Here is a 24,791-nt window from a genome sequence, read left to right on the forward strand (position 1 = left end):
TCCACTTTACGAGGGGTTGGACCCGCCGGTGCGTAAACCGAGTGACAGACCACAGCGAGGGGGCAGGCCGCGGCCGGCCCCGGAATCGTACGCGCAATCCAGGAGCGCCCGTGGACGCCAAGAACCGTTTCGAGACCAAGGTCACCTTCGCCCTCTCCCGACTCGAATGGCTGGGCTTTCTCACCGTTTCGCTCGTGCTCGCCTTCCAGCACCGCACGGAAATCCGCTGGGCCGTCTTCATCCTGCTGTTCGTGATGATCGACGTCATCGGATATCTCCCCGGCGCCATCGCCTTCCGGCGCAGCCCGGACCGACGCGTTCCGCGGGGCTGCTACGTTGCCTACAACCTGATGCACAGCCTGGTCACGGCAGGTGTCCTGGCCGGGGCATGGGCACTGTTCGTCCGGCCGGAATGGGCGCTGCTCGCCCTCCCGATCCATCTCATGGGCGACCGGGCGCTGTTCGGGAACTCCCTGAAACCCTTCGGGGTCGCCTTCGAACCGGAAACCACACCGGCTTTCCTGATGTTCGAGCAGCGGTACCGGTCGTCGGTGGATTCCGGCGAATTCGGTACGGCGCGCACTTCCATGAACGACACGGAGGACACCGATGCCGTCCGTGCTTGACACCCTCGCCGCCCACAGCGACAATCCCAGTTCCTTTCTCGCCCTCAACAGCGGCAACTCGTACTTCCACGGTGACCGCTTCGAGGGTGCCTGCGCCTATCGGACCTCCGGACGCTACGCCCTGCAATTCGGCGGCCCCTTCACGGCGCCCGAACACCGCGCGCGGCTGCTGGACGCCTTCACCGCCCACACCGGACGCCGTCTGGTCGCCGTACAACTGCAGCGCGCGGACGCCGAGCTGTACGCGGCGCACGGGTTCACCGTCAACCAGCTCGGTGCCTCCTACGCCGTCGACCTCGGCCGCTTCACGCTGCGCGGCTCGCGGTTCGTCCGGCTGCGGAACAAGATCTCCCGCGCCCGGCGGGCCGGCCTGGAGGTCGCCGAGGTCGGGGACGGCGACGACTGCGCCGAACTGGACCTCATCGACCAGTGCTGGCTGCGGGAGAAGGGCCGGCACGTCAAGGAGCTGCGCTTCCTGGTCGGCCAGCGGACCGGGGACCTCCAGCGCCACCGCCGCCTCTTCGTCGGCCGCATCGACGGCCAGGCGGTCGGCTACATCAACTACTCGCCGGTCTACGGCAGCCGCCCCGGCATGCTCCACGACCTCAGCCGACGCCGCCCCGGCGCGCCGCCCGGCGTGATGGAGGCGCTCAACGCGACCGTGATGGAACGGCTGACCACCGACGGCGCGGGCTGGCTGCACTTCGGGTTCACCCCCTTCACGGGGCTCGACCAGGAGCACGAACTCCCGGGCGCCAGCCGTATGTTCACCCGGTTCGCCCGACTGCTGGCGGAGCACGGGGACGCGGTCTACCCCGCCGCCTCCCAGCTCGAGTACAAGCAGAAATGGGCCCCGCACGCGGTCCTCCCGGAGTACATCGCCTTCCGTGGCCGCCCCCGCCCCGGCGCCGTCTGGCAACTGCTGCGCGCCACCAACGCCGTGTGATCCACACCGCCGCCACCGCCTCACCCAGGAGGACCGCGCACCCCATGAGATTCCTCGAACGCGAACGCACCACCCTCGCCAAGCTCCTCCCCGACCTGGACCCGGCCCTGCGCGAGACCCCGCTGATGGAACTGGAGCGGCCGGGCAGCCCGGGCGTCCGGCACTTCCGGGACAGCGGCGGGCCCGGACTGCTCGTCCCCGAGTCCCACCAGGGGCGCGGCGCCACCGCACTGGACGCGCTGCGGGTGCAGCGGGCCATCGGCAGCCGCTCACCCTCGCTGGCCGTCGCCACCACCATGCACCACTTCTCCATGGCCACCCTGGTCGGTCTCGGCGGCCTCGGTGACGGCCTGGAGTGGATGCTGATCGAGGGCGTGGCCGCCGGCAACCGCATCATCGCCTCCGGCTTCGCCGAGGGCCGCAGCGGCGCCGGCATCCTGGACCCCTCGATGACCGCCACCGCGACCGCGGACGGCATCCGGATCAACGGCGTCAAACGCCCGTGCAGCCTCGCCCGCTCCATGGACGTGCTCACCGCCGGCGTCGTGATCCCGCGCGAGGACGGGCAGGGCGACGAACTCGCCGTCGCCCTCGTACCCGCCGACAGCGAGGGCCTCAGCGTCAGCGGCTTCTGGTCCAGCACCTTCCTGGCCGGCGCCGAGAGCGACCAGGTCACGCTCACCGACGTCCTCGTCCCGCCGGAACTCGTGCTGCGTACCGCGACCACCTCCGGCGAGCGCCTGGACGAACTCCAGACCGCCGGCCTGATCTGGTTCCAGGTCCTGATGACGGGCAGCTACCTCGGCGCCGCGAGCGCCCTGGTGGAGCGCGTGCTGCTCAACGAACGCGTCCCCGACCACGAGCGGGTGCGGCTCTTCGTCGAGACCGAGGCCGCCATGGCCGCCGCCGAGGGCGTCGCCCGCCGCGTCGACGGCGGCGACCTCGACGAGTCCGCCCTCGCCCAGGCCCTGTGCGTGCGGTACGGCGTCCAGGACGCCCTCGCCCGCGTCGTGCCGCGCGCGGTCGAACTGCTCGGCGGGCTGAACTTCATGACGTCCGACGAGGTGGGCCACCTGGCCGCCTGCGCCAACGGACTCTCCCTGCACCCGCCGTCCCGCTCCCGGATGACCCCACCGCTCGGCGCGTACCTGGCCGACGGCCCGCTGGCCATCGCCTGAACCCGGCCCACCCCGCCCCACCGGCCCACCGGTGGTCGAGACCCGTTGGGAGAACACCCTCATGCCCTCGGACAACCCGCGTCTCACCGTCCTGCCCGCCGGCCGTACGGGACCGCGCGACCGCCCCACCCTGCTGCTGACCGGCGGCTCCGGAGTGCTCGGGCGGGCCCTGATCGACGAACTGGCACCCGACTACGACCTGCTGTGCCTGCGCCGCAACACACCGCTGCGCGACCCGCGGGTGCGCGAACTCCAGGGCGACCTCGTCGCTCCCCGGCTCGGACTGAGCCCCCGGGCCTGGCACGAACTGGCCCTGGAGGTGGACGTGGTGCTGCACTCCGCCGCCGAGACCAACTGGCGCACCCCGCCGGAGAACATCACGCGCACCAACGTGCGCGGCGCCGACAACGTGCTCGACCTCGCGGCCCGCGCCGACGCCCCGCTTTACCTCATGAGCACCGCGTTCGTGGCCAACACCCCCACCGACGAGGACCGCCGGCGCTTCCCCGGCGCCGCCGCCTACCTCGACTCCAAGAGCCGGGCCGAGCAGATGACCCGCGACGCGGGCGTGCCGGGCGTCATCGTGCGGCCCTCGGTCGTCATGGGCGACTCCGCGACCGGACGGATCGCGGGTCAGCAGGGCCTCACCAAGACGATCGGGTCGATGGTCCTGGGGCAGGTGCCGGTGCTTCCCGGAGCCCCCGATGCCCGGATCGACATGGTCCCCCAGGACTACGTCGCACAGGCCGTCGGCAGCCTGGTCCGGGGCGGGGTCGGCGGCGGCGAGTACTGGCTGACGGCGGGCAGGCAGGCCATCGAACTACGGGAGTTCGCCGACGTCTGCGCCGACGTCGCCGTACGCCACGGCCTGCCCCGACCCCAGCGCCCCCGGCTCATCCCCGTCGAGGCGGTGCACCGGCTGCTGCTGCCCATGCTGGAGGGCACCGCGCTGCCCGCCCCGGTCCGCCGCCGGCTGGAGCACTACGCGGAGCTGCTGCTGGTCTTCCAGCGCGCCCTGCCCTTCGACAGCTCCCTCGGCGAACCCCACTGCGGCACCCGTCCGACCCGTGCCGGCATCCGCGCCGCGCTGGTGCGCAACGCGGAGAGCTGGGCCGAGGAACGGTCCGCCCTGCTCAGCCGGCACCGGGCCGCCGCGGCCGCCCCGGCGGAGGTGGCGTCATGACGATGTCACCCCCCGCCGCCCCGCCCGCCGACGCCACCGGCGTGGTCGACCTCTACCAGAAGCACATCGGTACCGGCCGCGCCGTCATGGGCCGCGTCATGGGCGGCATGGCCGAGGTCCGCTCCGAGGGCGTCTGGATCCACGCCGACGACGGCCGCCGCTTCCTGGACTTCGGCGGCTACGGCGTCTTCCTCCTCGGCCACCGCCACCCGGCCGTCGTCGAGGCGGTGCACCGGCAGATCGACACCCACCCGCTGGCCAGCCGCGTCTTCCTCGAACCGGTCGCCGCCCGGGCCGCCCAGGCCCTCGCCGCCCACACACCGCCCGGCCTCGACTACGTCCACTTCGTCAACTCCGGTGCCGAGGCCACCGAGGCCGCCCTGAAACTGGCCCGCGCCCAGGGCCGCACCTCGGTGATCACCACCCGCCGGGGCTTCCACGGCAAGACCCTCGGCGCGCTCAGCGTCACCGCCAACGCCACCTACCAGACACCGTTCCGGCCCCTGCTGCCGGACGTCACCCAGGTCGACTACGACGATCCCGCCGACCTCGAACGGGCCCTGTCCGCCCGCCGCGACCGGGCCTGCGTCATCGTGGAACCCGTCCAGGGCGAGGGCGGTGTCCGCATCCCCCGCCCCGGCTACCTCCGTCAGGTGCGGGCGCTGTGCCGGACGTACGGCGCCCTGATGGTCGTGGACGAGATCCAGACCGGCATGGGGCGGCTCGGTACCTGGTGGGGCGTCGACGCCGAGGGCGTGCGCCCCGACGTGCTGCTGGCCGGCAAGGGGCTCAGCGGCGGTGTCGTACCGATCGCCGCGATGGCCGCCACCGAGGAGGCGTACGCGCCCTTCAGCCGCGACCCCTACCTGCACACCTCCACCTTCGGCGCCTCGCCGATCGCCTGCGCCGCCGCCCTGGCCACCGTACGGGCGATGGAGGACGAGAACACCGTGGCCCGCGCTGCCGAGCTCGGCGCCCGCATCCTCGAAGCCGTTCGGGCCGTCTGCGCGCCCCACGAGGGCGGACTGGTCCGCGAGGTGCGCGGCAGGGGGCTGCTGATCGGCATCGAGTTCGCCGAGGAACAGGCGGTCGGCGAGATGCTTCTGGAGCTGATCGCCCGCGGCGTGCTCGTCAACCACTCCCTCAACTCCACCCGGGTGCTGCGGCTGACGCCGCCCGCCGTGGTCGAGGACGGTGCGCTCGACCAGTTCCGCACCACCCTCGCCGAGGCCCTGCACCGTACCGCCGGCCGCATGGCCGGCTGACCCCCGCGTCCGCGAACCCTCCGGGAAGGAACCGACCCGCCCATGCGCCACGTGGTCCTGCACGCCCTCGCCGACGGCCTGGCACCCGCCGAGGTCTACCGCCGCATCAGCGACTTCCCCCGCTACCCCGAGTACAGCGCCACCTTCCGCGAGGTGCGCGTGGAACCGCCGCTGCCCGACGGCTCCACCGTCTCCGACTGGACCGTCGAGTTCCGGGGCGGCCTGATGCGGTGGCGGGAACGAGACACCTACTCGCCCGAGACGTACTCCCTCACCTTCGAACAGCTCAGCGGCGACTTCCAGACCTTCGAGGGGAGCTGGCGCTGCGAGGCGCGGGACGGCGGCACGCTCGTCGTCTTCACCGCCGCCTTCGACCTGGGCATCCCGTCCCTCGCCGAGATCCTCGACCCGGTGGCCGAGTCGACGGTACGGGCCAACATCGCCCGGGTGCTGCGGGGCCTGGCGGACGCGGAGGTGATCGATGAACGCGCGGCTGCGGCTCGTCGCTGACCGGACGGCCGAGCGGCACGCGCCGCCGCCCGCCGACCCCCTCCACGAGGAGCCGGGACCGGGCGCCGCCCGCTGCCTCGGCCTGTACGCGAAGCTGGCCGCCGGGGTGACCGTCGTGACCGCCCGTGGCGAGGACGGACCGCTCGGCATGACGGTCTCCGCCGTCACCTCGCTCTCCGCCCGCCCGCCGCTGCTCCTGGCCTGTCTGCGCGACGGCTCCCGCACCCTCGCCGCCGTCCGCGCCGGCCGGGCCTTCGCCGTGCACCTGCTGCGCGAGGAACAGCAGGACCTGGCGGGCCGGTTCGCCTCTCCGACGACCACTGCGGCCGAGCGGTTCGCCGGCACCGACACCCGGCAGGTCCTGGGCGTCCCGGTGCTGGCCGGTTCGCTCGCCTGGTCGGTGTGTCTCACCGAGGACGTACGCCGCTACGGCGACCACCACCTCGTCGTCGGCCGGGTCGCCGCCGTGCACGTGGGCGCCGGCCGCCCACTGCTGTGGCACGACCGCCGGTTCGGCGCGCTGACCGATCCGCTCCCGGACGCCGCCGGATGACCGGGCCGCCGGCCGGAACGCCGCGCTGGGCCCCGGCGGAACTGCCGTCCCAGCCCCAGCTGCACGGTGTGGTCACCGCGGACGTGGCCGTCGTCGGGGCCGGCCTGGCCGGACTGTCCTGCGCCTACCACCTCGCGGAGCGCGCGCCCGGCCTCGACATCGCCGTGGTGGACGCCGCGCAGCCCGCCGCCGGAGCCAGCGGCCGGGGCACCGGCCTGCTCGGCCCGCGCGCCGGACCCGCCCTCGACCGAGCCGTCCACCGGTTCGGCCCGTCCGCCGCGCGCCGCATGCACCGCGCCGGTGAGCGGGCGGTGCGGGACGTCCTCGACCTGTGCGCGCGCCTGGACGTGCCCTGTGCCCTGCGCCCCGGCGACCAGCTCATCGCCACGCGCTCCCCGGCGGGCCTGGTGGCACTCGCACGCCAGGCCCGCGCCGCTCGCGAACTCGGTCTGGACATGCCGGTCCTCACCCCCGCCGGCATCCGCGACCGCGTCGGCGTGCCCTACCGGGCGGCGCTCGTGCACCGGCCCGCCGCCACGCTCGACCCGGCCGCCCTGACCTGCGCCCTCGCCCGGGCCTGCGCCGAGAAGGGGGTGCGGTTCTACGGCCGCAGCCCGCTGCTGGCCGTGCGCCCGGGTGACCTGGTCGGCCCGGAGCTGGTCCTCCCGCACGGCCGGCTCTACGCAGGGCAGGCGGTGCTCGCCGTCAACTCCGCCGCGCAGGCACTGGACCTGCCGGTCGGCACGGTCCTGCCACTGGAGGTGTACGCGGTCGCCACCGAGCCGCTGAGCCACGCCGCGTACGAGGCGCTGGGCGGGCGCGCGGGACACGCCGTCGTCGACGCCGTGCCGCTGGCCCCGTACTTCCGGCTGCTGCCGGACCGGGGGCTGGTCGCGGGCGGCGGCACCGCCACCGTCCCGGCCGGGCTCGGTGCTCCGCGGCTCCAGGCGCTCCGCGAGCGCGCCTGGGTCCGGCTGGAGGGATGGCTGCGGTCCCTGCACCCCGACCTCGCCCGGGTCCGGGTCACCCACCGCTGGTCCGGCCGGATCGGCATGACCGGCGACGACCTGCCGGTGGTCGGGCCGGTCCAGGGCCTGCCCGACGTCTGGTACGTCGGCGGCTGCTGCGGCCACGGCCTCGCCCTGTCCGTGGCGCACGGAGCGCACGTGGCCGCCGCCCTGCTGGGCGAGCCGGACCCCGGCGAACCGCTGCCGTGGCACCGCTCCAGGGCCCCCCGCCTGCCCGTGGGCGGGCCCGGCCGGTTCGTGCTGCGCGGGTACGTGGACACGCTCGGGCGTGTCGCGCGGTACGCGTGCTGACGGACCGGTCCGGCGCGGTACCCATGTCCCGCAACCGAACGAGAGGTTCCCGATGCACGACCCCCGCGCCCACGACGCCCTGCCGGCGTCCCTGCCCATGGGCACCGCCGACCTCGCCTACCACCTGGCCATGGGCGGCAGACCCCTGCCGGCCGGCTTCCTGTTCGGGTTCTCCGGACGGGCGCCCACCCTGGACTCGGTACGCGCCCGGGTCGCCGAACGGGCGGCCGGCATCCCGGCGCTGCGCTACCGCATCGCGCGGCACAGCCGCACCTTCTCCCGGGTCGACGGGATCGACGTCGAACGGCACGTGCACGAGGCGTGGCTGCCCGGGGACGACGACGGCGCGGGCGCCGGACGGCTGATGCTGTCCCGTCCCATGGGCGGCGACGGCCGTCCGCCCTGGGACGTGTGGCTGGTGCACGGCCCCTCCGGCGGACACAGCTTGTGCTACCGCACCGACCACACCTTCCAGGACGGCGTGGGCGCCGCGCACACCGCCCGTGCCCTGCTCGACGACCACCCCGCGGGCGGGCCGCCGCCCTATCGCCCCCGCAGGCCCGTACTGGGCGGACTCGCCGGGGCGGTCGGCGACATGGCGGCCTCCTTCCGCGCCACCGACAAGCCCGCCTTCGACGTACCGGTGAGCGGCCGGACCACCCTGTGCCAGGCCGTCGTCCCGGTCGCCCGGCTGCGGGCCGTCGGCCGCGCGCACGGCGCCACGGTGAACGACGTCTTCCTCGCCGCGCTCGCCCACGCGGTGGGCACCTGGCACCGGAAGAGCACCGGCGCCCCACACCCCCCACTGCCGGTCGCGGTCCCGATGTCGGTGCGGCCCCGGGGCGAGGAGTGCGCGCCGGGCAACCGGCTCGTCATCGCCCGCGTCCTGCTGCCCTGCGACGCCCCGTCCCCGCTCCACGCCCTGACCCGGGTGGTCGCCCGCACCAACACCCTGCGCACCGGCCGGCAGCGCGACGCCCTGCGGCTGCTGCTGGCAGCGGGTCCCCGGGGCATCGGCGCCCGGGTCGGCACCCGGATGGTCAACGGCCGCTCCGTCGCCGGGCCGGTGAGCAGCGTCGACTTCGGCAGCGCCCTCGTGCACCAGGGCAACACCGCCCGCCGGTCCGTCGTCTACTCCGGCCTCGGCGCCGGCATCCGCTGCCTCACCACCCTGACGCTCCAGCACGACACCGCCTGCCTCGCGGTGATCCACGACGAGGCCCTGGCGAGTGCCGACGCGCTCCCGGACCTGTGGCTCGCGGCGCTGCTCGAACTGGAACGGCCGTAGCAGTACGCGGCACGGCGAGGGCCCCGGGCGGCGTGCGCCCGGGGCCCTCGCCGTACGCCCGGCGGTCAGCGCTCGTTCAGCGTCCCCGTCGTCAGGAACACGCACTTCGCCGCGGCCTCGGAGAGCAGCGGCAGGTACGGCGCCAGCCGCTGCACCACGTACGGCAGCGTGAACAGGTCGGCGACCTCCGCGTCCCAGCCCTGCTGGGCCCACCAGCCCCGCGGATCGGCGAGCTGCCACCGCCAGGAGATCCCGGTCGCCGACAGGGCATCCAGGAACGGCGCCACGAACGACGACGAGGAGGCGTCGGCGTTCACGCACTCGGCGCCGAAGACGCTGCCGGGCGCGGACAGCTCCGTCATCGTGCGCACGACGGACTCCACCGTGCGCGGCGGGAGGTGGTACAGGTACGTCTCGGACAGCCACGCGGTGGGCCGCCGCGGATCCAGCCCCGCGGCGAGCAGTTCCGCGCCCCACGATCCGGCCGGGTCGGCCCCCACGGTGGTGCGGCGCCCGCAGGACGGCGCGGCCCAGTCCAGCACGTGCTCCTTGAAGGCCAGCAGCGCCGGATCCTCGACCTCGAAGACGTGCGTCCCCGTGGGCCAGTCGAGGCGGAACGCGCGGGTGTCCAGACCGGCGCCGAGCAGCACCACCTGGCGGCAGCCGGCCCGGGCCGCGCCCACCAGGAACTCGTCGTAGAAGCGGGTGCGCACCACGGCCCAGTCGGGCAGCAGCCGTTGCAGCGGGCCGTCGCCAGGGGGGCCGCCGGTGAGGCCGGCCGCGCGGACGAAGTCGGCGGCCCACGGATCGCGGACGTAGGGCGCGGACCGCCCGAACTCCCGCGCGTGGGCCGAAGCCGTCCAGAGGGCGACCCGCGAGAGCCCGTCCGGCAGGGGAGTGCCCGGTGGGGGCGAGGGCTGGGTCCGTGCGGGGTCCGGCATGGGAAACCTCCGTGTCGGTGGGTTCGGGCAGGCGGACGGGGGGAGAGAGGTCAGGCGGACCGGCGGCGGCTGAGCAGCACGGCGAGCGCGCCGAGGGCCAGCAGTCCGCCGGAGGGGCGGGAGGGCCGCTGGCCCCCCATCGCGGCGGGGGTGCGCGGCTCGTGGACGTTGAGCGCGAACTGGCGGTTGGCGATGTCGGACAGCACCCCGCGGGCCTGGTCGGGACTGGTGACCGCGGCCAGCAGCAGCTCCATGGAGTTGCGGGCGAACTGGTTGCGGCCGAGGAACTCGCGGCCCAGCGCGAAGAGGATCTTCGGTACCTCGCCCTGGAACACCTCCGGCAGCGTGATCTCCGGAGCCAGACAGCGCACCGAGCCGTCCAGGTTGGCGAAGGACTTGCCCAGCAGTGAGACGGACGGGGGCGACCCGATGCCCCGCTTGGTCGCCTTCGCCAGCACGGTGGTGAGCGAGACGCCGAAGTTCATGTCCTCCAGCGCCAGATGGGAGACCTTGGGCACGAAGGCCGCCATGTCGGCGGCGAACGCCGGCATGTTGGCCCACGGGGTGATCCGGCCCATCTCCGCCCAGTGCTGGGCCAGGCCCGCGCCGTCGTTCTGGGCCAACGTCATGAACAGCGGCAGCAGTTGCAGGCTGGTGCGCCGGTCCAGGCGGCCCACCATGCCCCAGTCGATCAGCGTGGCGGGCCCGCCGGGGGCGGCGAAGACGTTGCCCGCGTGCGGATCGGCGTGGAAGAAGCGGCGCACGAAGTACCCGTGGTACATGAAGCGCAGCAGGTCCTTGCCGATCTCGACGCGTTCGTCGTCGGTGAAGTGGGCGCGGTCGATGTGCCGGACCGACTTGCCGTCGGCCAGCGACTGGACCAGGACCCGGGGCCCGGCGTACAGGACCCGGGGCACCTCCAGTGACCGGAAGGGCCGGACGTGCTCGCGGGCCTCGTCCATGTTGCGGGCCTCGCCGTTGAAGTCCAGCTCGGGCTCCATCGCGTCGAAGACCGAGCCGAGCATCGCCTCGACGTCGATGACCTCGTTGAACCGCGGCGCCACCCGGGCCACGATCTTCGACGCCCGGCGCATCAGGGCCATGTCCGCCAGCACGCCGTCCCGGATGCCGGGCCGCTGGATCTTCACCACGGCCGGGCGCCCGCCGGGCAGGGTCACCCGGTACACCTGGGCGAGGGACGCGGCCCCGAGCGGTGCGACGGTCTCGACGTCGTCGAAGCGCAGCTTCCAGTCCGGCCCGAGGTCGCGCGCCAGCACCGGCTCGAACACCGAGAACGGTTGGATGTCCACCTGGTCGTGCAGGTTCTGCAGCTCCTCGCGGATCGACTGCGGCACCATGTCCGGCCGGGTGGACAGGATCTGCCCGAGCTTCACGTAGAACGGTCCCAGGCTCTCCAGCGCCTGCCGCACCGCCTTCGCACGGCGCAGCTCGGACCCGGCGGAGGCGTCGGCGCCCTCCGCCGGGGACCGCAGGTCCTGTCGGGTGCGCCTCCGCAGCCGTGTCGCCTGTCCGACCTCGTCGGCAACGAGGCTGCCCAGGACCTTGACCACGAGACGCAGCCGGTCGCCGACGGCAGACGCCATCGTGTGTCCTCCTTGAAGGTGGGACGGTGGGACGACGGGAGGGTGGTGCGACGGTCAGCCGGAGGTCGAGGACTTTCCGCCCTGGGAGGCGCCGCCGCCACCCTGTTGCCCGGTCAGACCCTGGAGGGCGCCGAGCCCCTGCTGTGCGGCCTGGCCCGGCAGGTTGGTGAGGTTCTGCAGGCCCTGGAGGGTCTCGATGAGCTTGGGCAGCACCTGGAGCAGCTGGGTGAGCTGGGTCGGCAGCGACATCAGGTCGCCGACCCCGCCCGCCGCGTGCCCGAGTCCTCCGGCGAGCTGACCGAGACCGCCGAGGGCACCGGCCGCGCCGCCGACAGCGGCCAGCGGGTTCGCCGCACCGCCCAGCGCCGCCAGCGGGTTGCCCGCGCCGCTGAGCGCGGCGAGCGGGTTGGCCGCCCCGGCGACGGCCGCGAGCGGGTTGCCCGCGCCCGCGGCGCCGGTGAGGGCGGCCAGCGGGTTCTGCGCCGCGTTCGCGATGTTGCCCAGCTGGCTCGCGGCGTCCGTACCCAGCCCGGCGAGGGGGTTGCCCGCGCCGGCCAGGCCGCCCAGAGCACCCAGCCCGCCCGCCCCGCCCGCGAGAGCCGCCAGCGGGTTCGCCGCACCGGCCAGCGCGGTCGCCGGGTTGACGGCGCCGGCCAGGGCGCCGAAGGCGTTCGCGGGCAGCCCGGCCAGTGTGTCGACGGGGTTGCCGGAGCGGGACGAGCCGGACTTCTCCGGGCGGTTGAGAATGTCGTCGAACGCCTCCTTCCCGCTGTCGGCCATATTGCCGACGAGGTCCTTGAAAATGTCTTGGATGTTCTTGTTGTTGGACATGGGTGGTCTCCCTTTCCGTTTCTCTTCGATGGGGAGGCTGTCGCTCCTTGGCTTACTGGATGCAGCCTTCCAGGGCCTTTGCGCACACGTTCTTGAGTCGTGCGCGGCCCCGGGTGAAGGCGGCCTCGGCCGCCTTGACGGAGATATTGTGCATGCGGGCGAATTCCGCTGTGGAAATTCCCTTTGAGCGGGCGATTATGACTTCCTGCTCCCGCCCCCGCAGGTGTTGCACCTGAGCCAGGAGCCATGTGCCGAAGTCCCTGTCGCAGACGTCCTCCTCGGTCGTGCCGGAGGCGTCCAGGAGGACCGCGCGCTGGAGAAGTCTGCTGCGACGGTCCATGTCACGGTAGAAGTCGATGCAGAGGCGAAGCGCCACGGACGTCAGAAAGGCACCGAGTCGATTCCTGTCCAACGCGGCGTGGGCGGCTGCGCGGGCCATGGTTTCCTGAACGCAGTCCTCGGCGTCCTGAAAACTTGGCAGTCTTCGCCGAACCAACCGCATGAGGCGTTCCTGATGCTGGAAGATTTCTTCCCAGGAGCATTCAGCGGGCGATTGGCAGGTGGAATGTCGCGCCATTGTGGATTGCAGCCCGTTGTCTCTCGGATTGAGCAGGGGAATCGCGGCCGACTTTCTATTTCTCGGCCATGTGCTTTTACTACCCGAGGCCCTGGAGCGGCAAACCGGAATATGTGCCTCCGTCGGTCGGCAGGAATGATTCTTCGCGCTCATTTCCGCGGCGCCGGACGCCGTGCCCAGTCCCGGTTCCAGTTGACCCACATGTCCCGCACGGTCTGGTGGACTTGGGAGCCGCCGGCCCGCAGCTCGGTGGTGTACGCCTGGACGGCCTCCTTGCCCACCATCCGCGCGCCGCCGGTGAAGTAGGAACCGCGGACGTGCCGCGGCGAGCGGAACTTGCCCCACAGCAGGATCCTCATCAGCGGCCACAGGGTGAACACCCCCGCGGGGCAGCGGTCTTCGGGGTCGAGGGTGCCCCACACGGCCGGGCACAGCTCGCTCTCGCGCAGCAGTTCGTAGATGCGGGCGACGGTCCGCTCCTTCGTCGAGTCGCCCGCGCGGTAGGCGAGCACCGCGTCCCTCGCCTGGTCGAAGAGCCGTTCCACCCATGGGTTGTCGACCCCCTGCAGGCCCCGGTAGGGCGGCAGTTCCAGGGCGTCGAAGCAGGCGGTGTCCCCGGTCTTCTCGAAGGTCACGGCGGCCTGGTTCTGCGCGTTCGTCCCGTACAGCGTGGTGATCGTCCACACCCGGTTCCACGCGTTCCACAGCTCGAAGTCGTCGAACGAGATGTAGCTGCACGACACCAGGTCGTCGTAGAACCGGAACATGCGCTTGGTCCAGTGGTCCAGGTACGCGAACCGGGCGGTGTCGAAGTCGTCCTGGCGCACGGCCTCGATGAGACGGTGGCCCAGCGCGTTGAGCGCCATCACCGTGACCGCGAGGCCACTGGAGAAGAGCGGGTCGATGAAGTCGCTGGCGTGCGGCAGCAGGCACCAGCGGTCGCCGACCACCTTCTGCGAGGCGAACTGGGTGCGGTCCGTGGACACGTACGGCCGCACCGCGCGCGCCCGCTCGAACTGCCGGGCCACACTGGGGAACCGGCGCACGTGCCGCCAGAACTCCTCCTCGGCCGGGACGTCGTCGGGGCGGGGATGGTGGTCGAGATCGAGATTGACCCCGACGCTGCACAGCTCGCTGGTGCTGGTCGAGTGGTTGTCGAACGGGATGACCCAGAGCCACCCGCCCTTGAACATGTGGTGCAGCGTGCCCTGGCTGAACGGGCTGGGCATGCCGTGCTCCCGGCGCGGCGGCGCCACCGTGTCGAAGGGGCGCACGTCCACCATGTGCGTGAAGATCGTGCGCGAGCGGGTGCGGTACGGCGGCTCCTGCCGCAGCCCCAGCCGCTCGGGCAGCACGGCGCGCATCCCGCCGGCGTCGACCACGTACGACGCCCGGAAGCTCCCCCGGTCCCGGGTGACCAGGGTGGCACCGTCCTCCTCGAACTTCACGTCGTCGACGAGGGTGTGGGTGTACGCGGTGACGCCGTAGGACACCGCGACGTGGAACATGTAGGCGTCCACGTCCTGCCGGAAGTAGTGCGAGTCCGGGCCGAGCGGCGGACCCCAGGTGGGGTACTGGGTGCACTCGTCGGGCCGGGTCGGCTCGCCCTCCCGGTGGTAGACGAAACTGAAGTTGCGCTTGACCCCGCAGCTGGACGACACGTGGCGGCGCAGCGCCCCGTTGGTCGCCAGGTGCTCGATCTCCGGGACGCCGTAGCGGCGGGCCAGCACCCGCAGGCCGAACGTGGTCTCGGGGACGGTGGACTCTCCGATGGCGAAGCGGGGGTGGCCGCTGCCCTCCAGCAGCAGCACGCGCACGCCGTTGCGGGCGAGCACGGCCCCCAGCATCGTCCCGCCGATGCCGCCACCCACGATGGCGACGTCGAAAACACGCTGGTCCTCTTGCATGTCTGCGGTTCCTTTCGCGACGGGTAGAGCGAGTTGCCCGGCTCCGCGCTCACCGTGGGGCGGCCGGGGACGCGGGCAGCACCCGGCGCAGCCCGCAGGCCGCGACCCGGGCGGAGAAGGAGACGGCGAACCAGGGAGTCGGCGCCAGCTCGGACAGCAGCCGCCGGTCTCCCGGCACGTGACGCTCGCCGCGCCCGGTGACGTCCAGCCACGCACCGAAGTGCAGCAGCCGCGCCTCGGGCCCCGCCCCCCGCGCCGGGAACGGCCGCATGTGCTCGCGCACCGCGCGGGTCAGAGCCCCGCGCCGGGCAGCTCCCACCTCGTGGCCGGCCAGGAAGCGGTCGAGCAACTCCGCCGACCGGCCAGGGAATCCGCCGCGCCCGAGAGGCGAGCGCCCCACCAGCCCGGCGTCGTGGAACGCCGCGGCGGCCAGTAGTCCGACCCGGTCGTAGGCGATTCCGTCGGCCCGCGCGCGGGCGTCGGCCAGCAGGAACGTCCGCAGGGAGTGCAGGGCGACCCGTGGCGGCAGCCGGCGCATCCGGGTGAGCGCGGCGCCCACGAGGGGGTGTCCGAGCAGTTCCGCCAGGGCGGGCCGCCCCAGCAGGGGCTGCCACGCGCCGGGCAGCGCCCGGTGCGGTGCGGCGGGCCAACTCGCCTCCTCGTCACCGGACTCGGGTACCTCGGTCCCTGCGGCCATGGCCGTCTCCCCCTCACTGCGTGCCGTACCGGCGGTTTCCGTCTCATCCGTGCTTACGCTCGGGCGCCGTCGCACCCCCCACGCGCAACGCCCGCCCACTGCCCGCGCGTTGGCGTACGGACGACGGCGCGCGGCGCGGAATCCGCGCTCCGGTGGTGCGTTGCGACCGCCCCTTCGGCGGATTTCCCCAGAAAGCGGAGCGGGCATCATCAGACCCGTGATCGCCGTGTTGAACGTGCATGAACGCCCCCTGCCCGTCCCACCGGACAGGGTCGGCGCGCTGATCGACTCGCTGGGCAGCGAGCACGACCGCCTCTGGCCGCCCGACTGGCCACCGCTGCGTTTCGAACGGCCGCTGGCCGTCGGTGTGTCCGGCGGCCACGGACCAGTGCGGTATGTGGTGAGCCACTATGTGCCGGGCCGCTGGGTCCGCTGCCGCTTCACCGGCCCTCCGGGCTTCGACGGCTTCCACGAATTCAGCCTCGAATGTCTCGACGACGGGCGGACGGTGCTGCGCAACACCCTCGTCGTCCGCCCACGCGGCGTCCGCTGGCTGGCCTGGACGCTGATCGTCCGGCCGTTGCACGACGCGGCGTTCGAGCGCGGCATGGACTGCGCCGAGCGGGCGCTGACCGGGCGGGTGGCCCGTCCCGTCGAGTGCGGCTGGTATGTGCGGCTGCTGCGCCGCGCTGCTTTCCGACGGTCCGGGTGAGGCATTCGAAAGAACGGACCCTAATGACTCCATGGAGGGAATTCTTTCCCTCGGACGAGGGATCGTTGTGGAATTCGATGGACGCGAGACTGGGAAGTCGCAGCGTGCCCATCGGCGATCCCGGCGGGCCCGTCCCAACGACAGGGAGAGCGTCGTGAGTTTCCTGAATCCCCGTATCCCGGGGGTCAATTCCGAGGACGTCACCACGGACCTCACCGAATCCCCGCACCGACTGGCCGGCCTCGGACAGGCCGGCGCCGCGCAGCTCATCGCGACCGTCGACGTACAGGCCGGCGAGGACGACTGGAACGTCCCGGCCGACGAGGAGCATCCGCGCCCCGTGGTGCTGGTGCACGGCACCTTCGGCAACCGCGGCTACACCTGGACCTCCGCGGCACCACTGCTGCGGCAGCACGGCCACCGGGTCTTCCGGCTCGACTACGGCCAGCACGGCAACCCCGTGATCTTCGGACTCGGCGACATCAAGCACTCGGCCCGGCAGCTCGCCGACTTCGTCGAAGACGTGCTGCGGCGCACCGGCGCCCAGCAGGTCGACGTCGTCGGCTTCTCACAGGGCGGCATGATGCCGCGGTACTACCTCAACGCGCTGGGCGGCGGGCCCAAGGTGCACAACTTCGTCGGCATCGCGCCCAGCAACCACGGAGTCACCGCGCAGGGGCTGCTGAACCTGGCCCGCCAGATCCCCGGCGCGGTCGAGATCCTCGAACAGGGCGCCGTCGGGGAGGTCGTGCCGGCCTGGCCGCAGCTCCAGCACGACCACCCCTTCCAGCGCGAGCTGGCCGAACTCGGCGAGACCACCGAGGGCGTCCGGCACACGGTCATCGCCACCCGGCACGACGACGTGGTCACCCCGTACACCTCATGCGCCCTGGAGGAGACCGAGGGTCGCTACGTCAAGAACATCGTGCTCCAGGACATCGACCCGGACGACCGCACACCGCACGCGAGCATGCCCTACAACCCGACGGTGCTGAAGGAGGTGCTGGTGGCGCTCGCCTCCTGAGAGCGGCTGCCGTCCAGCAGGACGCGGGCCACCATCGCCGGGTCGTCGTTCATCGGCACGTGACCGCAGCCGCGCAGCCGCACCAGGCGGGCCCGTGGGACGGCGTGCTTGGCGCGGACGCCCTGCCGGGGGAGCAGCAGCCGGTCCCGGTCGCCCCACGCCACGGTCACGGGGATGCCGGGCACGTCGTCCGTGAACAGCACGTTCCGTCCGGCCCGCAGCGTCTCGGCGAACCCCTCGGCGTGCGCGAGCGCGAGCGTCTCGGCGACCACGGCCTCGGGGGAGCGGCGGGCGGGGCGGGCGTAGATCGTACTGGTCAGCGCGGTGCGTCCGACGGCCGTGCGGGAGAGCCGCTCGACCAGCGGGAGGGGCAGGCTCCGGGCGGTCCGGCGCATCCCCATGAGCACACCGAAGGCGTAGCGCCGCTCGGCCTGCGTCCAGAAGCCCGCCGGGGACAGGGCCGTCACCGACCGCACCAGGTTCTGGCGGCCCAGCTCCAGGGCGAGCAGTCCGCCCAGCGAGTTGCCCGCCACGTGCGGCCGGTCGAGCCCCAGCGTCGCGCAGAAGGCGCCGAGTACCGCGTTCGTGGTCGGCAGATCGTGCGGCAGCCCCTGCGGCAGCGCGGACGACTGCCCGAACCCGGGCAGGTCCACGGCTATCACCTCGCGTTCGGTGGCGAGGATGTCGACCACCGGGTCCCAGGCCTGCCGGTGGTGGCCGATGCCGTGCAGCAGGAGCAGGGGCTCGCCGGTGCCCACGCGCGCGTAGGCGACGGTGATGTCCTGCGGACCGTGCGGGGTGGGGGCCGTGAAGGAGAGCGTTGCGGACATGGGGCTCCTTGTCGGGACACGCGGACGACGGTGCGTTGACGATGCGTTGCGTAGACAGCCTGTCAGTAAGAGCTACCGACGGGTAGCCCCCGGCGGACCCGTCTGGACACGACCGGACACGTCCGCTGGTATGGAGCGGTGACCACCGAAACCGTGACCGACGTCTTCGAAGCACACCGCCCCGTCCTCCTGGGCGTCGCCTACCGCATGCTGGGCCGCCTCGCGGACGCGGAGGACGTCGTCCAGGAGGCGTGGCTGCGCTGGTCCGGCGCCGACCGCTCCACCGTCCGCGAGCCCCGCGGCTACCTGGTGCGGGTCACCACCCGCCTCGCCGTCGACCGGCTGCGCCAGATCAAGTCGCGCGGCGAGACGTACGTCGGGCCGTGGCTGCCCGAGCCCTACGTCACCGACTTCGGGGACACCGTGCCCGACACCGCCGAGCGGGCCGTCCTCGCCGACTCCGTGTCCCTCGCCGTCCTGGTCGTCCTGGAATCCCTGTCGCCGCTGGAGCGGGCGGTGTTCGTGCTCAGGGAGGCGTTCGGCTACCCGTACACGGAGATCGCCGCCATGCTGGAACGAGGGGAGGCCGCGGTGCGCCAGCTCGCCGGCCGTGCCCGCAAGCACGTCGACGAGCGGCGCCCGCGCTACGACGTGGACCCGGCGCAGCGCCGCGACCTGACCGAGCGCTTCCTCGCCGCCGCGGCCGACGGCGACCTGGCCGGGCTGCTGGAGCTGCTCGCGCCGGACGTCCGGCTGGTGGGCGACAGCGGCGGCAAGTCCAAGGCGCCCCTGCGCGTGCTGGAGAACTCCGACAAGGTGGCCCGCTTCCTCCAGGGCGCGGCCCGCAAGGGCGTGCCGGACTTCTCCTACCGTTTCCTGGAGATCAACGGCGGACCGGCCCTGCTGGCCCTGTCGGGCGGCAAGCCCGACTCCGTCTTCCAGATCGAGGTGGCCGACGGGCGCATCCAGTCGGTGTACATCATCCGCAACCCCGACAAACTGCGCTCCCTGGCCGAGCTCGCCTAGCCGGATTGGTCTTGACCAAGGGGGTGGGGCGTCCTATGGTCGCAGAGAACTGCAACAACATTTAATAAACAAGGGCGTCAAAACGCCGCCGGATCACGGCGATTGCGGAGGACAGGGTGGGGACCACGCAGTTGGAATCGGTGCCGGAACCGAAGTACTGGCACCTCAGGACCGTACTCAGCGAGGCCCTGGACTCGGAGTTCGCGGTGGGCGAGGTCCTGCCCAACGAACGCGAGCTCGCCGCCCGCTTCGGCGTCGCCCGCGCGACCCTCCGCCAGGCCCTGGAGCAGCTCGAACTGGAAGGCCGCCTCCAGCGCCGCCGGGGCGTCGGCACCACCGTCGCCCCGCCACGCGTCGGCGTCGCCGTCGGCACCGCACAGCACGCCTGGCCGGGCACGGCCGACGACGCCTGGGAGCCCGTCGACTGCGCGCCGGCGGCCCCGCCCGCGGCCGTCGCCGACGCCCTCGGAACCGGGCGCGAGGAGCCCGTCCACACCGTCCGCCGCTCCCGCGTGACACACGGCCAGCCCGTCGCCGCGGAGCTGCTCTACGTCCCGTCGGCCTCGGTCCCCGAGCTCACCGCCATCGAGTCGCCGTCCGGCGCCGCCCGCGCGCGTGCCGTCCTGCGCGAACTCCAGCGCGGCGACCTGGAGCGCCGGGAGAGCGCCGTCGAGCTGGGCTCGGCCGGCGCCGACGACGCGAAGGAACTGGACCGCCTCCCGGGCGCACCCGTCCTCGTGGTCACCACCCGCTATCTCGCCGGTGGCCGCACCGCCGCCCTCTCCGTCGCCACCTACCGCGCGGACACCTGCCGCCTGACCTTCGGGGACTCCGGCGACGTGGAGATCCACCACGGCCCGCAGAGCCGCGCCTCCTGACCGGCCCCGCCCGCACCCGCCTCCCGGCGGGTCAGCGGCGTGCCGTCGCGCCCTCCACCGCGAACAGCTGTTCCTCCACGTGGTCGAGGGCCAGCCGCAGCGCGCCCGTCGCCACCGCGGCCTCACCGAGCAGCGACAGCGCCACCCGGGGCGGGCGCAGGCAGTAACGGGCCAGCTCCCGCCGCAGCGGTTCCAGTACGCCGTCCAGTCCCGCCGCCCAGCCGCCGACGACGACCAGCTCCGGGTCCAGGGCCAGCACCAGCGCCGTCACGTCGTGCACCAGCCGCTGGGTGAAACGCTCCACTGCCGCGCGGGCCCGCTGATCGCCTTCCCGGGCCTGAGCGAAGACCTTGGCGACCGCCTGCTCGTCCAGCGGATGCAGCGGCTCGTCGGTCGTGGACAGCAGGGTCTCGGGCGTCACGTCCTGGCCGAGCAGGTGCAGCGCGCCGATCTCCCCGGCCGCGCCGCCGTACCCCCGGTGCAGCCGACCGCCGATCAGCGCCCCGGCCCCGGGGCTCAGCCCGGCCAGCACGAACACGATGTCGTCGGACTCCGTCGCGGCGCCCTTCCAGTGCTCGGCGACCGCCGCCGCGTTCGCGTCGTTCTCGACCAGCACCGGGCACTTGAAGGAGCGGCTCAGCCGCTCGCCCAGACTCAGGCCCGTCCACCCCGGCAGCGCGGTCCCCAGCCGGACCGTGCCGTCCGCCTCGACGATCCCCGGCGTGGCCGCGCCCACGGCCCGCAGCGAGCCGCGCGCCACCCCGGCCCGGCGCAGCAGCTCGGCGACGGCCGTACGCAGCCGCTCCAGCCGCTCGTCGGCCGACGCGCCCTCGTCCACGTCCTTGGCCTGGGCGCCGATCACCCGGCCGTCCAGGTCGGACAGGAGCGCGGCGACGCGGTGCGGCCCGATCTCCAGACCCAGCAGATGCCCCGCCTCCGCCCGGAACCGGAAACGCCGTGCGGGCCGCCCCTGCCGCCGGGCGGTGCCCTCGTCGGCGGCCGCCTCGACCACCAGGCCCGCCTCTATCAGCCCCTCGACGACGCCTTCGACGGTCGGCCGGGACAGGCCCGTCACCCGGGTGATCTCGGTCAGCGTCGCACAGTCCGTCGCACGCAACGCGTGCAGCACCACCGCGGAGTTGATCCTCCGCAACAGCGACGGATCCCCGCCGGTCAGGCCTCCCAAGGTCCGTCCTCCCAGCTCGTGCGCGTGTGGGCCGGATGGTACTCGGCCCGCTCCACCCCGGCGAGTGCCGGTCCGCGCCTTCCCGGCCCGCGGGCCCGTCTCACCCCGGCCCCACGAATCCCGACTCGTACGCCGTGATCACCGCCTGCGTGCGGTCCCGTGCCCCCAGCTTCGCCAGCACCGCGCTCACATGCGACTTCACCGTCTCCGAGCCGACGACCAGCCGGGTGGCGATCTCCGCGTTCGACAGCCCGCGCGACATCAGCCGCAGCACCTCGCCCTCCCGCTCGGTCAGCCGCGCCCGCTCCACCGTGGCACGGGCCGCCCGGTTCCCGCCGCCGTCGTCGCCGTACTCGGCGGCCAGTTGCCGCACCGAGGCGGGAAACAGCAACGACTCGCCCTCGGCGATCAGCCGGACCGCGTGCACGATCTCGGCGGGCCGGGCGCGCTTGAGCAGAAACCCGTTGGCACCGGCGCGCAGCGCCTCGTACACGTACTCGTCGTTCTCGAAGGTCGTCACCACGAGGATCTTCGGCGGGTCGGCCACCGTCCGGAGCAGCGTGCGCGTCGCCTCGATGCCGTCGAGCAGTGGCATCCGGACGTCCATGGCGACCACGTCCGGCCGCAGCCGACGCACCAGCGGGACGACCGCCGCCCCGTCCGCCGCCTCACCGACGACCTCGATGTCCGGCTGCGCCTCCAGCACGGCCCGCAGACCCGCGCGTACGAGGGGTTCGTCGTCGACGAGGAGCACTCTGACCGGCATCCGCCCAGCGTAGATCAGCCCGACGGCAACTCGACGCGTACCCGCCAATCACCGGCGTCGGGGCCCGTGTGCGCCGACCCGCCCAGCAGCGCGGCCCGCTCGCGGATGCCGCGCAGCCCGCTGCCGCGCGCGGACGAGGCCCTGGTGTCCGGCAGCGGATTGCGCACCTCCAGGGTGAGCGCGCCCTCCGCCACCGCCACGCGGACCCGGGTCGGCACCGCGCCCGCGTGCCGCAGCACATTGGTCAGCGACTCCTGGAGGATGCGGTATCCCTCGCGGGAGACCGGGCCGGGCAGCGTCTCCAGCGGGCCGGTGACCTCGGCATCGATCCTGGCCCCAGAGACGCGCGCGGACTCCAGGAGCCGGCCGGCGTCCGCGAGGGTCGGCCGGGAGTTCACCGGTGTCCGCGTCTCGCGCAGGACGCCGAGCACCCGTTCCAGATCCTCCAGGGCGGCCCGGCCGGTCTCCTCGATCGCGGTGAGGGCCCGCTCGGTGAACTCCGGACTGTTCGCCGCGCGGGCCGCCCCCGCCTGCACGACCGCGACCGTCAGGGCGTGGCCGATGGAGTCGTGCAGCTCACGGGCGATGCGATTGCGCTCCAGGAGTTGTTCGGTGCGCTCCTCCAGGGCGGTGAGCCGCTCGGCGGCGGACGGGCCGAGCAGCGCGCGGGCGCCCGCCGTCGCCAGGGCACCGAGACCCACCACCGCGCCGTACAGGGCGAGGAGGGGGAGCGGTGTCAGGAGCGCGTACGCCCAGTGCGGCGCGGCGTCCCGCAGCACGGGTATGTCGTCGGCCCGGTGCCCCAGGGAGAGCCGGACCAGGACGACGACGAGGATCGGCAGCCAGACGCAGGCCGCCGAGGTCAAGGCGCCCAACAGCATCCGCAGTTGCAGCCACACCACCGTGCGCAGCCGGTCGCGCCAGGTCGCCGACGGCGCGACCGAGAAGGCGGAGTCCTCGTGGCCGGGCGTGAGAAGCAGGCGGGCCTGCACGCCCTCCCCGGTCCGCACCGCCGGGACGAGCCCGACCGGCACCAGCACCGCCGCGGGGACCCACAGCTTGGTGTCGTCGATGAGCGCCCACAGGCTCACCACCAGCATGGGCACCCACAGGTGCAGTAGCCGGGTGTACGTGACCCCCCGGACCAGCGGGTGCAGAAAACGGACCATTGACTCATCGTGTCAGCCGCCACTGACACCCGGCCTCCCCCGCGCAGGGGAGACGATCTCCACCGGCGGGGGAGGACTCGTCCCCTGACGTGCCGTCAAGCTGCTGCCATGACCAGCATCGACGTCCAGCACCTCACCAAGGAGTACGGCACCCGACGAGCCGTCGACGACCTCACCTTCACCGTGCGCCCCGGCCGGGTCACCGGCTTCCTGGGTCCCAACGGCGCCGGCAAGTCCACCACCATGCGGCTCGTCCTCGGCCTCGACCGGCCGACCTCGGGGACGGCGACCGTCGGCGGCCGCCCCTACACCACCCTCCCCGAACCCCTGCGGCACGTCGGCGCCCTGCTCGACGCGGACGCCGCCCACGGTTCGCGCACCGCCCGCGACCACCTGCGCGTGCTCGCGGCGAGCAACCGTGTCCCCGCGCGCCGGGTGGACGAGGTGCTGGAGGAGACGGGCATCGCGTCGGTCGCGCGCCGCCGGGTGCGGACGTACTCACTGGGCATGCGCCAGCGGCTTGGCATCGCCGCCGCGCTGCTGGGGGAGCCCGAAGTGGTCATGCTGGACGAGCCCTCCAACGGACTCGACCCCGAGGGCATCATCTGGATCCGCGAACTGCTGCGCCGCCTGGCGGCCGAGGGCCGCACGGTCCTGGTGTCCAGCCACCTGATGAACGAGACCGCGTCCTTCGCCGACCACCTGGTCGTCCTCGGCCGTGGGCGGCTGCTCGCCGATCTGCCGATGCGGGAGTTCATCGACGCACGTGTCCAACCGCGCGTACGGGTCCGCACGTCGGACGCCACCGCCCTGACGGCCGCGCTCGCCCGCCACGGACACGCCGCCGTGCAGCACGTCGACGGGTACTGGACCGTGCCGGACGCGCGTGTGGACGACGTCGGCCGCGTCCTGTCCGGCGCGGGCGTCCCCGTTCTGGAACTCGTCTCGGACGAGGGCACGTTGGAGCAGGCCTACCTCGATCTGACCGCCGCCGAGACCGAGTTCACCGCACAGCCCCAGGAGGCCTGATCATGCCCTTCACGCCCGTACTCCGCTCCGAGGCGCTCAAGGTGCTCAGCCTGCGCTCGCTGTGCGGCACCCTGCTGGCCGTCTTCGCGGTCACCACGGTCTTCTCCGCGCTGGCCGGTGTGTCGGAGACCTCGGACCCGGAGTTCGATCCGCTGTTCATGGCCCTCTCAGGCGTCGCGCCCGGTCAGATCGCCGCCCTCGCGTTCGGTGCCATGGTCGTGTCCTCCGAGTTCCACGGCAACGGGATCCGGCTCTCCCTGGCCGCCGTTCCGCGGCGCGGGCGGTGGTTCGCGGCGAAGCTGGTGGTGGTCGCCGTACCGACCTTCGTGACGGGGCTGCTCACCGCGTCCGCCGCGCTCTTCGCGGCCCGCGCGGGGCTGGGTTCGGCGGCGGACGGGCTGACGGCGGGCCAGCAGCTGCGCGGCGTCGTGGGCCTGGCGGTCTACCTCACACTGATGGCCCTGTTCGCGGCCGGCCTCACCGCCCTGTTCCGCAGCGGCGTGGCCACCCTGTCCACCCTCATTCCGTTCATCCTCATCGTCTCCTTCGTGATCGGGGACCTGGCGGGCGGTGCCACCGACTTCCTGCCGGACAGGGCGGGGCAGGTCGTCGTCCACCAGACGCACGACGGACACCTGGGGCCCTGGACGGGGCTCGCGGTGACCGCGCTGTGGGCGGCGGCCGCGCTCCTCGCGGGAGCCTGGCGGCTGCGCCGCCGGGACGCCTGAGCGCGCGGGCCGGCTGAC

25 protein-coding genes are annotated in these 24,791 nt (G+C 73.3%); 15 read left to right on the forward strand and 10 right to left on the reverse strand.

Features of this window, described 5'->3' with window-relative positions; all coding sequences use genetic code 11:
• Positions 1–110: 110 nt before the first annotated feature.
• The 9 genes from ACFW01_RS20075 to ACFW01_RS20115 all read left to right on the forward strand — a co-directional run bounded on the left by ACFW01_RS20075 (position 111) and on the right by ACFW01_RS20115 (position 8,868).
• On the forward strand, positions 111–626 hold the full coding sequence (locus tag ACFW01_RS20075; RefSeq protein WP_384505144.1) for a hypothetical protein: 516 nt from the start codon (positions 111–113) through the stop codon (positions 624–626).
• Positions 610–1,572, forward strand: a complete 963-nt coding sequence (locus tag ACFW01_RS20080; protein ID WP_234957562.1) for a DUF2156 domain-containing protein — start codon at positions 610–612, stop codon at positions 1,570–1,572. The genes ACFW01_RS20075 and ACFW01_RS20080 overlap by 17 nt, the downstream gene beginning before the upstream one ends.
• Before the next feature lie 44 nt (positions 1,573–1,616).
• Positions 1,617–2,750, forward strand: coding sequence for an acyl-CoA dehydrogenase family protein (locus tag ACFW01_RS20085; protein WP_161327624.1), 1,134 nt, complete (start codon positions 1,617–1,619; stop codon positions 2,748–2,750).
• A 61-nt stretch (positions 2,751–2,811) separates the two neighbouring features.
• On the forward strand, positions 2,812–3,933 hold the full coding sequence (locus ACFW01_RS20090; RefSeq protein WP_234957654.1) for an SDR family oxidoreductase: 1,122 nt from the start codon (positions 2,812–2,814) through the stop codon (positions 3,931–3,933).
• Positions 3,930–5,198: an aspartate aminotransferase family protein gene (locus ACFW01_RS20095; RefSeq protein ID WP_384505148.1), complete on the forward strand. Its 1,269-nt coding sequence runs from the start codon at positions 3,930–3,932 to the stop codon at positions 5,196–5,198. The genes ACFW01_RS20090 and ACFW01_RS20095 overlap by 4 nt, the downstream gene beginning before the upstream one ends.
• Before the next feature lie 42 nt (positions 5,199–5,240).
• On the forward strand, positions 5,241–5,708 hold the full coding sequence (locus ACFW01_RS20100) for an aromatase/cyclase (RefSeq protein ID WP_125492008.1): 468 nt from the start codon (positions 5,241–5,243) through the stop codon (positions 5,706–5,708).
• Positions 5,680–6,261 (forward strand): flavin reductase family protein, encoded by a 582-nt coding sequence (locus ACFW01_RS20105; RefSeq protein ID WP_234957561.1) that lies wholly within the window; start codon positions 5,680–5,682, stop codon positions 6,259–6,261. The genes ACFW01_RS20100 and ACFW01_RS20105 overlap by 29 nt, the downstream gene beginning before the upstream one ends.
• Positions 6,258–7,580 carry an NAD(P)/FAD-dependent oxidoreductase gene (locus ACFW01_RS20110; RefSeq protein WP_384505152.1) on the forward strand — a complete coding sequence of 441 codons (1,323 nt, stop codon included), beginning with the start codon at positions 6,258–6,260 and terminating at the stop codon, positions 7,578–7,580. The genes ACFW01_RS20105 and ACFW01_RS20110 overlap by 4 nt, the downstream gene beginning before the upstream one ends.
• 52 nt (positions 7,581–7,632) lie before the next feature.
• Positions 7,633–8,868 carry a wax ester/triacylglycerol synthase domain-containing protein gene (locus tag ACFW01_RS20115; protein WP_384505155.1) on the forward strand — a complete coding sequence of 412 codons (1,236 nt, stop codon included), beginning with the start codon at positions 7,633–7,635 and terminating at the stop codon, positions 8,866–8,868.
• 65 nt (positions 8,869–8,933) lie between these two features.
• Here ACFW01_RS20115 and ACFW01_RS20120 read toward each other — a convergent pair whose 3' ends face one another.
• From ACFW01_RS20120 to ACFW01_RS20145, 6 genes are all read right to left on the reverse strand, one after another.
• Positions 8,934–9,809, reverse strand: a complete 876-nt coding sequence (locus ACFW01_RS20120) for an SAM-dependent methyltransferase (protein ID WP_234957558.1) — start codon at positions 9,807–9,809, stop codon at positions 8,934–8,936.
• A 50-nt stretch (positions 9,810–9,859) separates the two neighbouring features.
• Positions 9,860–11,413, reverse strand: coding sequence for an AarF/UbiB family protein (locus ACFW01_RS20125; RefSeq protein WP_234957557.1), 1,554 nt, complete (start codon positions 11,411–11,413; stop codon positions 9,860–9,862).
• A gap of 54 nt (positions 11,414–11,467) precedes the next feature.
• Complete coding sequence (locus tag ACFW01_RS20130) at positions 11,468–12,244, reverse strand: hypothetical protein (protein WP_234957556.1); 777 nt, start codon at positions 12,242–12,244, stop codon at positions 11,468–11,470.
• A gap of 52 nt (positions 12,245–12,296) precedes the next feature.
• On the reverse strand, positions 12,297–12,746 hold the full coding sequence (locus tag ACFW01_RS20135) for a sigma-70 family RNA polymerase sigma factor (RefSeq protein ID WP_234957555.1): 450 nt from the start codon (positions 12,744–12,746) through the stop codon (positions 12,297–12,299).
• A 224-nt stretch (positions 12,747–12,970) separates the two neighbouring features.
• The gene (locus tag ACFW01_RS20140; protein ID WP_234957554.1) at positions 12,971–14,728 is read right to left on the reverse strand and encodes a tryptophan 7-halogenase; all 1,758 of its coding nucleotides are present in this window, start codon (positions 14,726–14,728) and stop codon (positions 12,971–12,973) included.
• 49 nt (positions 14,729–14,777) lie between these two features.
• Positions 14,778–15,425, reverse strand: coding sequence for a hypothetical protein (locus ACFW01_RS20145; RefSeq protein ID WP_234957553.1), 648 nt, complete (start codon positions 15,423–15,425; stop codon positions 14,778–14,780).
• Between the two features lie 217 nt (positions 15,426–15,642).
• On the opposite strand from ACFW01_RS20145, the gene ACFW01_RS20150 reads away from it, so the two are divergent.
• Positions 15,643–16,137 carry an SRPBCC family protein gene (locus tag ACFW01_RS20150; protein ID WP_384505160.1) on the forward strand — a complete coding sequence of 165 codons (495 nt, stop codon included), beginning with the start codon at positions 15,643–15,645 and terminating at the stop codon, positions 16,135–16,137.
• Positions 16,138–16,291: 154 nt separating this feature from the next.
• Entirely contained in the window at positions 16,292–17,161 is an 870-nt protein-coding gene (locus tag ACFW01_RS20155; protein ID WP_384505163.1) for an esterase/lipase family protein, read from the forward strand.
• Here ACFW01_RS20155 and ACFW01_RS20160 read toward each other — a convergent pair.
• The gene (locus tag ACFW01_RS20160) at positions 17,113–17,991 is read right to left on the reverse strand and encodes an alpha/beta fold hydrolase (RefSeq protein WP_384505166.1); all 879 of its coding nucleotides are present in this window, start codon (positions 17,989–17,991) and stop codon (positions 17,113–17,115) included. The genes ACFW01_RS20155 and ACFW01_RS20160 overlap by 49 nt on opposite strands.
• A gap of 138 nt (positions 17,992–18,129) precedes the next feature.
• Between ACFW01_RS20160 and ACFW01_RS20165 the strand changes: the two genes are divergently transcribed.
• A complete protein-coding gene (locus ACFW01_RS20165; RefSeq protein WP_234957550.1) occupies positions 18,130–19,017 on the forward strand; it encodes an RNA polymerase sigma-70 factor in 888 nt (295 codons plus the stop codon).
• Positions 19,018–19,133: 116 nt separating this feature from the next.
• Complete coding sequence (locus ACFW01_RS20170) at positions 19,134–19,895, forward strand: GntR family transcriptional regulator (RefSeq protein ID WP_384505169.1); 762 nt, start codon at positions 19,134–19,136, stop codon at positions 19,893–19,895.
• A gap of 31 nt (positions 19,896–19,926) precedes the next feature.
• Here ACFW01_RS20170 and ACFW01_RS20175 read toward each other — a convergent pair whose 3' ends face one another.
• The 3 genes from ACFW01_RS20175 to ACFW01_RS20185 form a co-directional block, all read right to left on the reverse strand.
• Entirely contained in the window at positions 19,927–21,081 is a 1,155-nt protein-coding gene (locus ACFW01_RS20175) for an ROK family transcriptional regulator (RefSeq protein ID WP_234957548.1), read from the reverse strand.
• Positions 21,082–21,181: 100 nt separating this feature from the next.
• Positions 21,182–21,847, reverse strand: coding sequence for a response regulator (locus ACFW01_RS20180; RefSeq protein ID WP_384505172.1), 666 nt, complete (start codon positions 21,845–21,847; stop codon positions 21,182–21,184).
• 14 nt (positions 21,848–21,861) lie between these two features.
• Complete coding sequence (locus tag ACFW01_RS20185) at positions 21,862–23,016, reverse strand: sensor histidine kinase (protein WP_384505175.1); 1,155 nt, start codon at positions 23,014–23,016, stop codon at positions 21,862–21,864.
• 108 nt (positions 23,017–23,124) lie between these two features.
• Between ACFW01_RS20185 and ACFW01_RS20190 the strand changes: the two genes are divergently transcribed.
• Positions 23,125–24,045, forward strand: a complete 921-nt coding sequence (locus ACFW01_RS20190; RefSeq protein WP_384505178.1) for an ABC transporter ATP-binding protein — start codon at positions 23,125–23,127, stop codon at positions 24,043–24,045.
• A 2-nt stretch (positions 24,046–24,047) separates the two neighbouring features.
• Positions 24,048–24,773, forward strand: a complete 726-nt coding sequence (locus ACFW01_RS20195; protein ID WP_384505180.1) for an ABC transporter permease — start codon at positions 24,048–24,050, stop codon at positions 24,771–24,773.
• Positions 24,774–24,791 lie beyond the last annotated feature (18 nt).

Origin of the sequence: Streptomyces sp. NPDC058985 (assembly GCF_042740985.1) — a bacterium.
Taxonomy (GTDB): domain Bacteria; phylum Actinomycetota; class Actinomycetes; order Streptomycetales; family Streptomycetaceae; genus Streptomyces.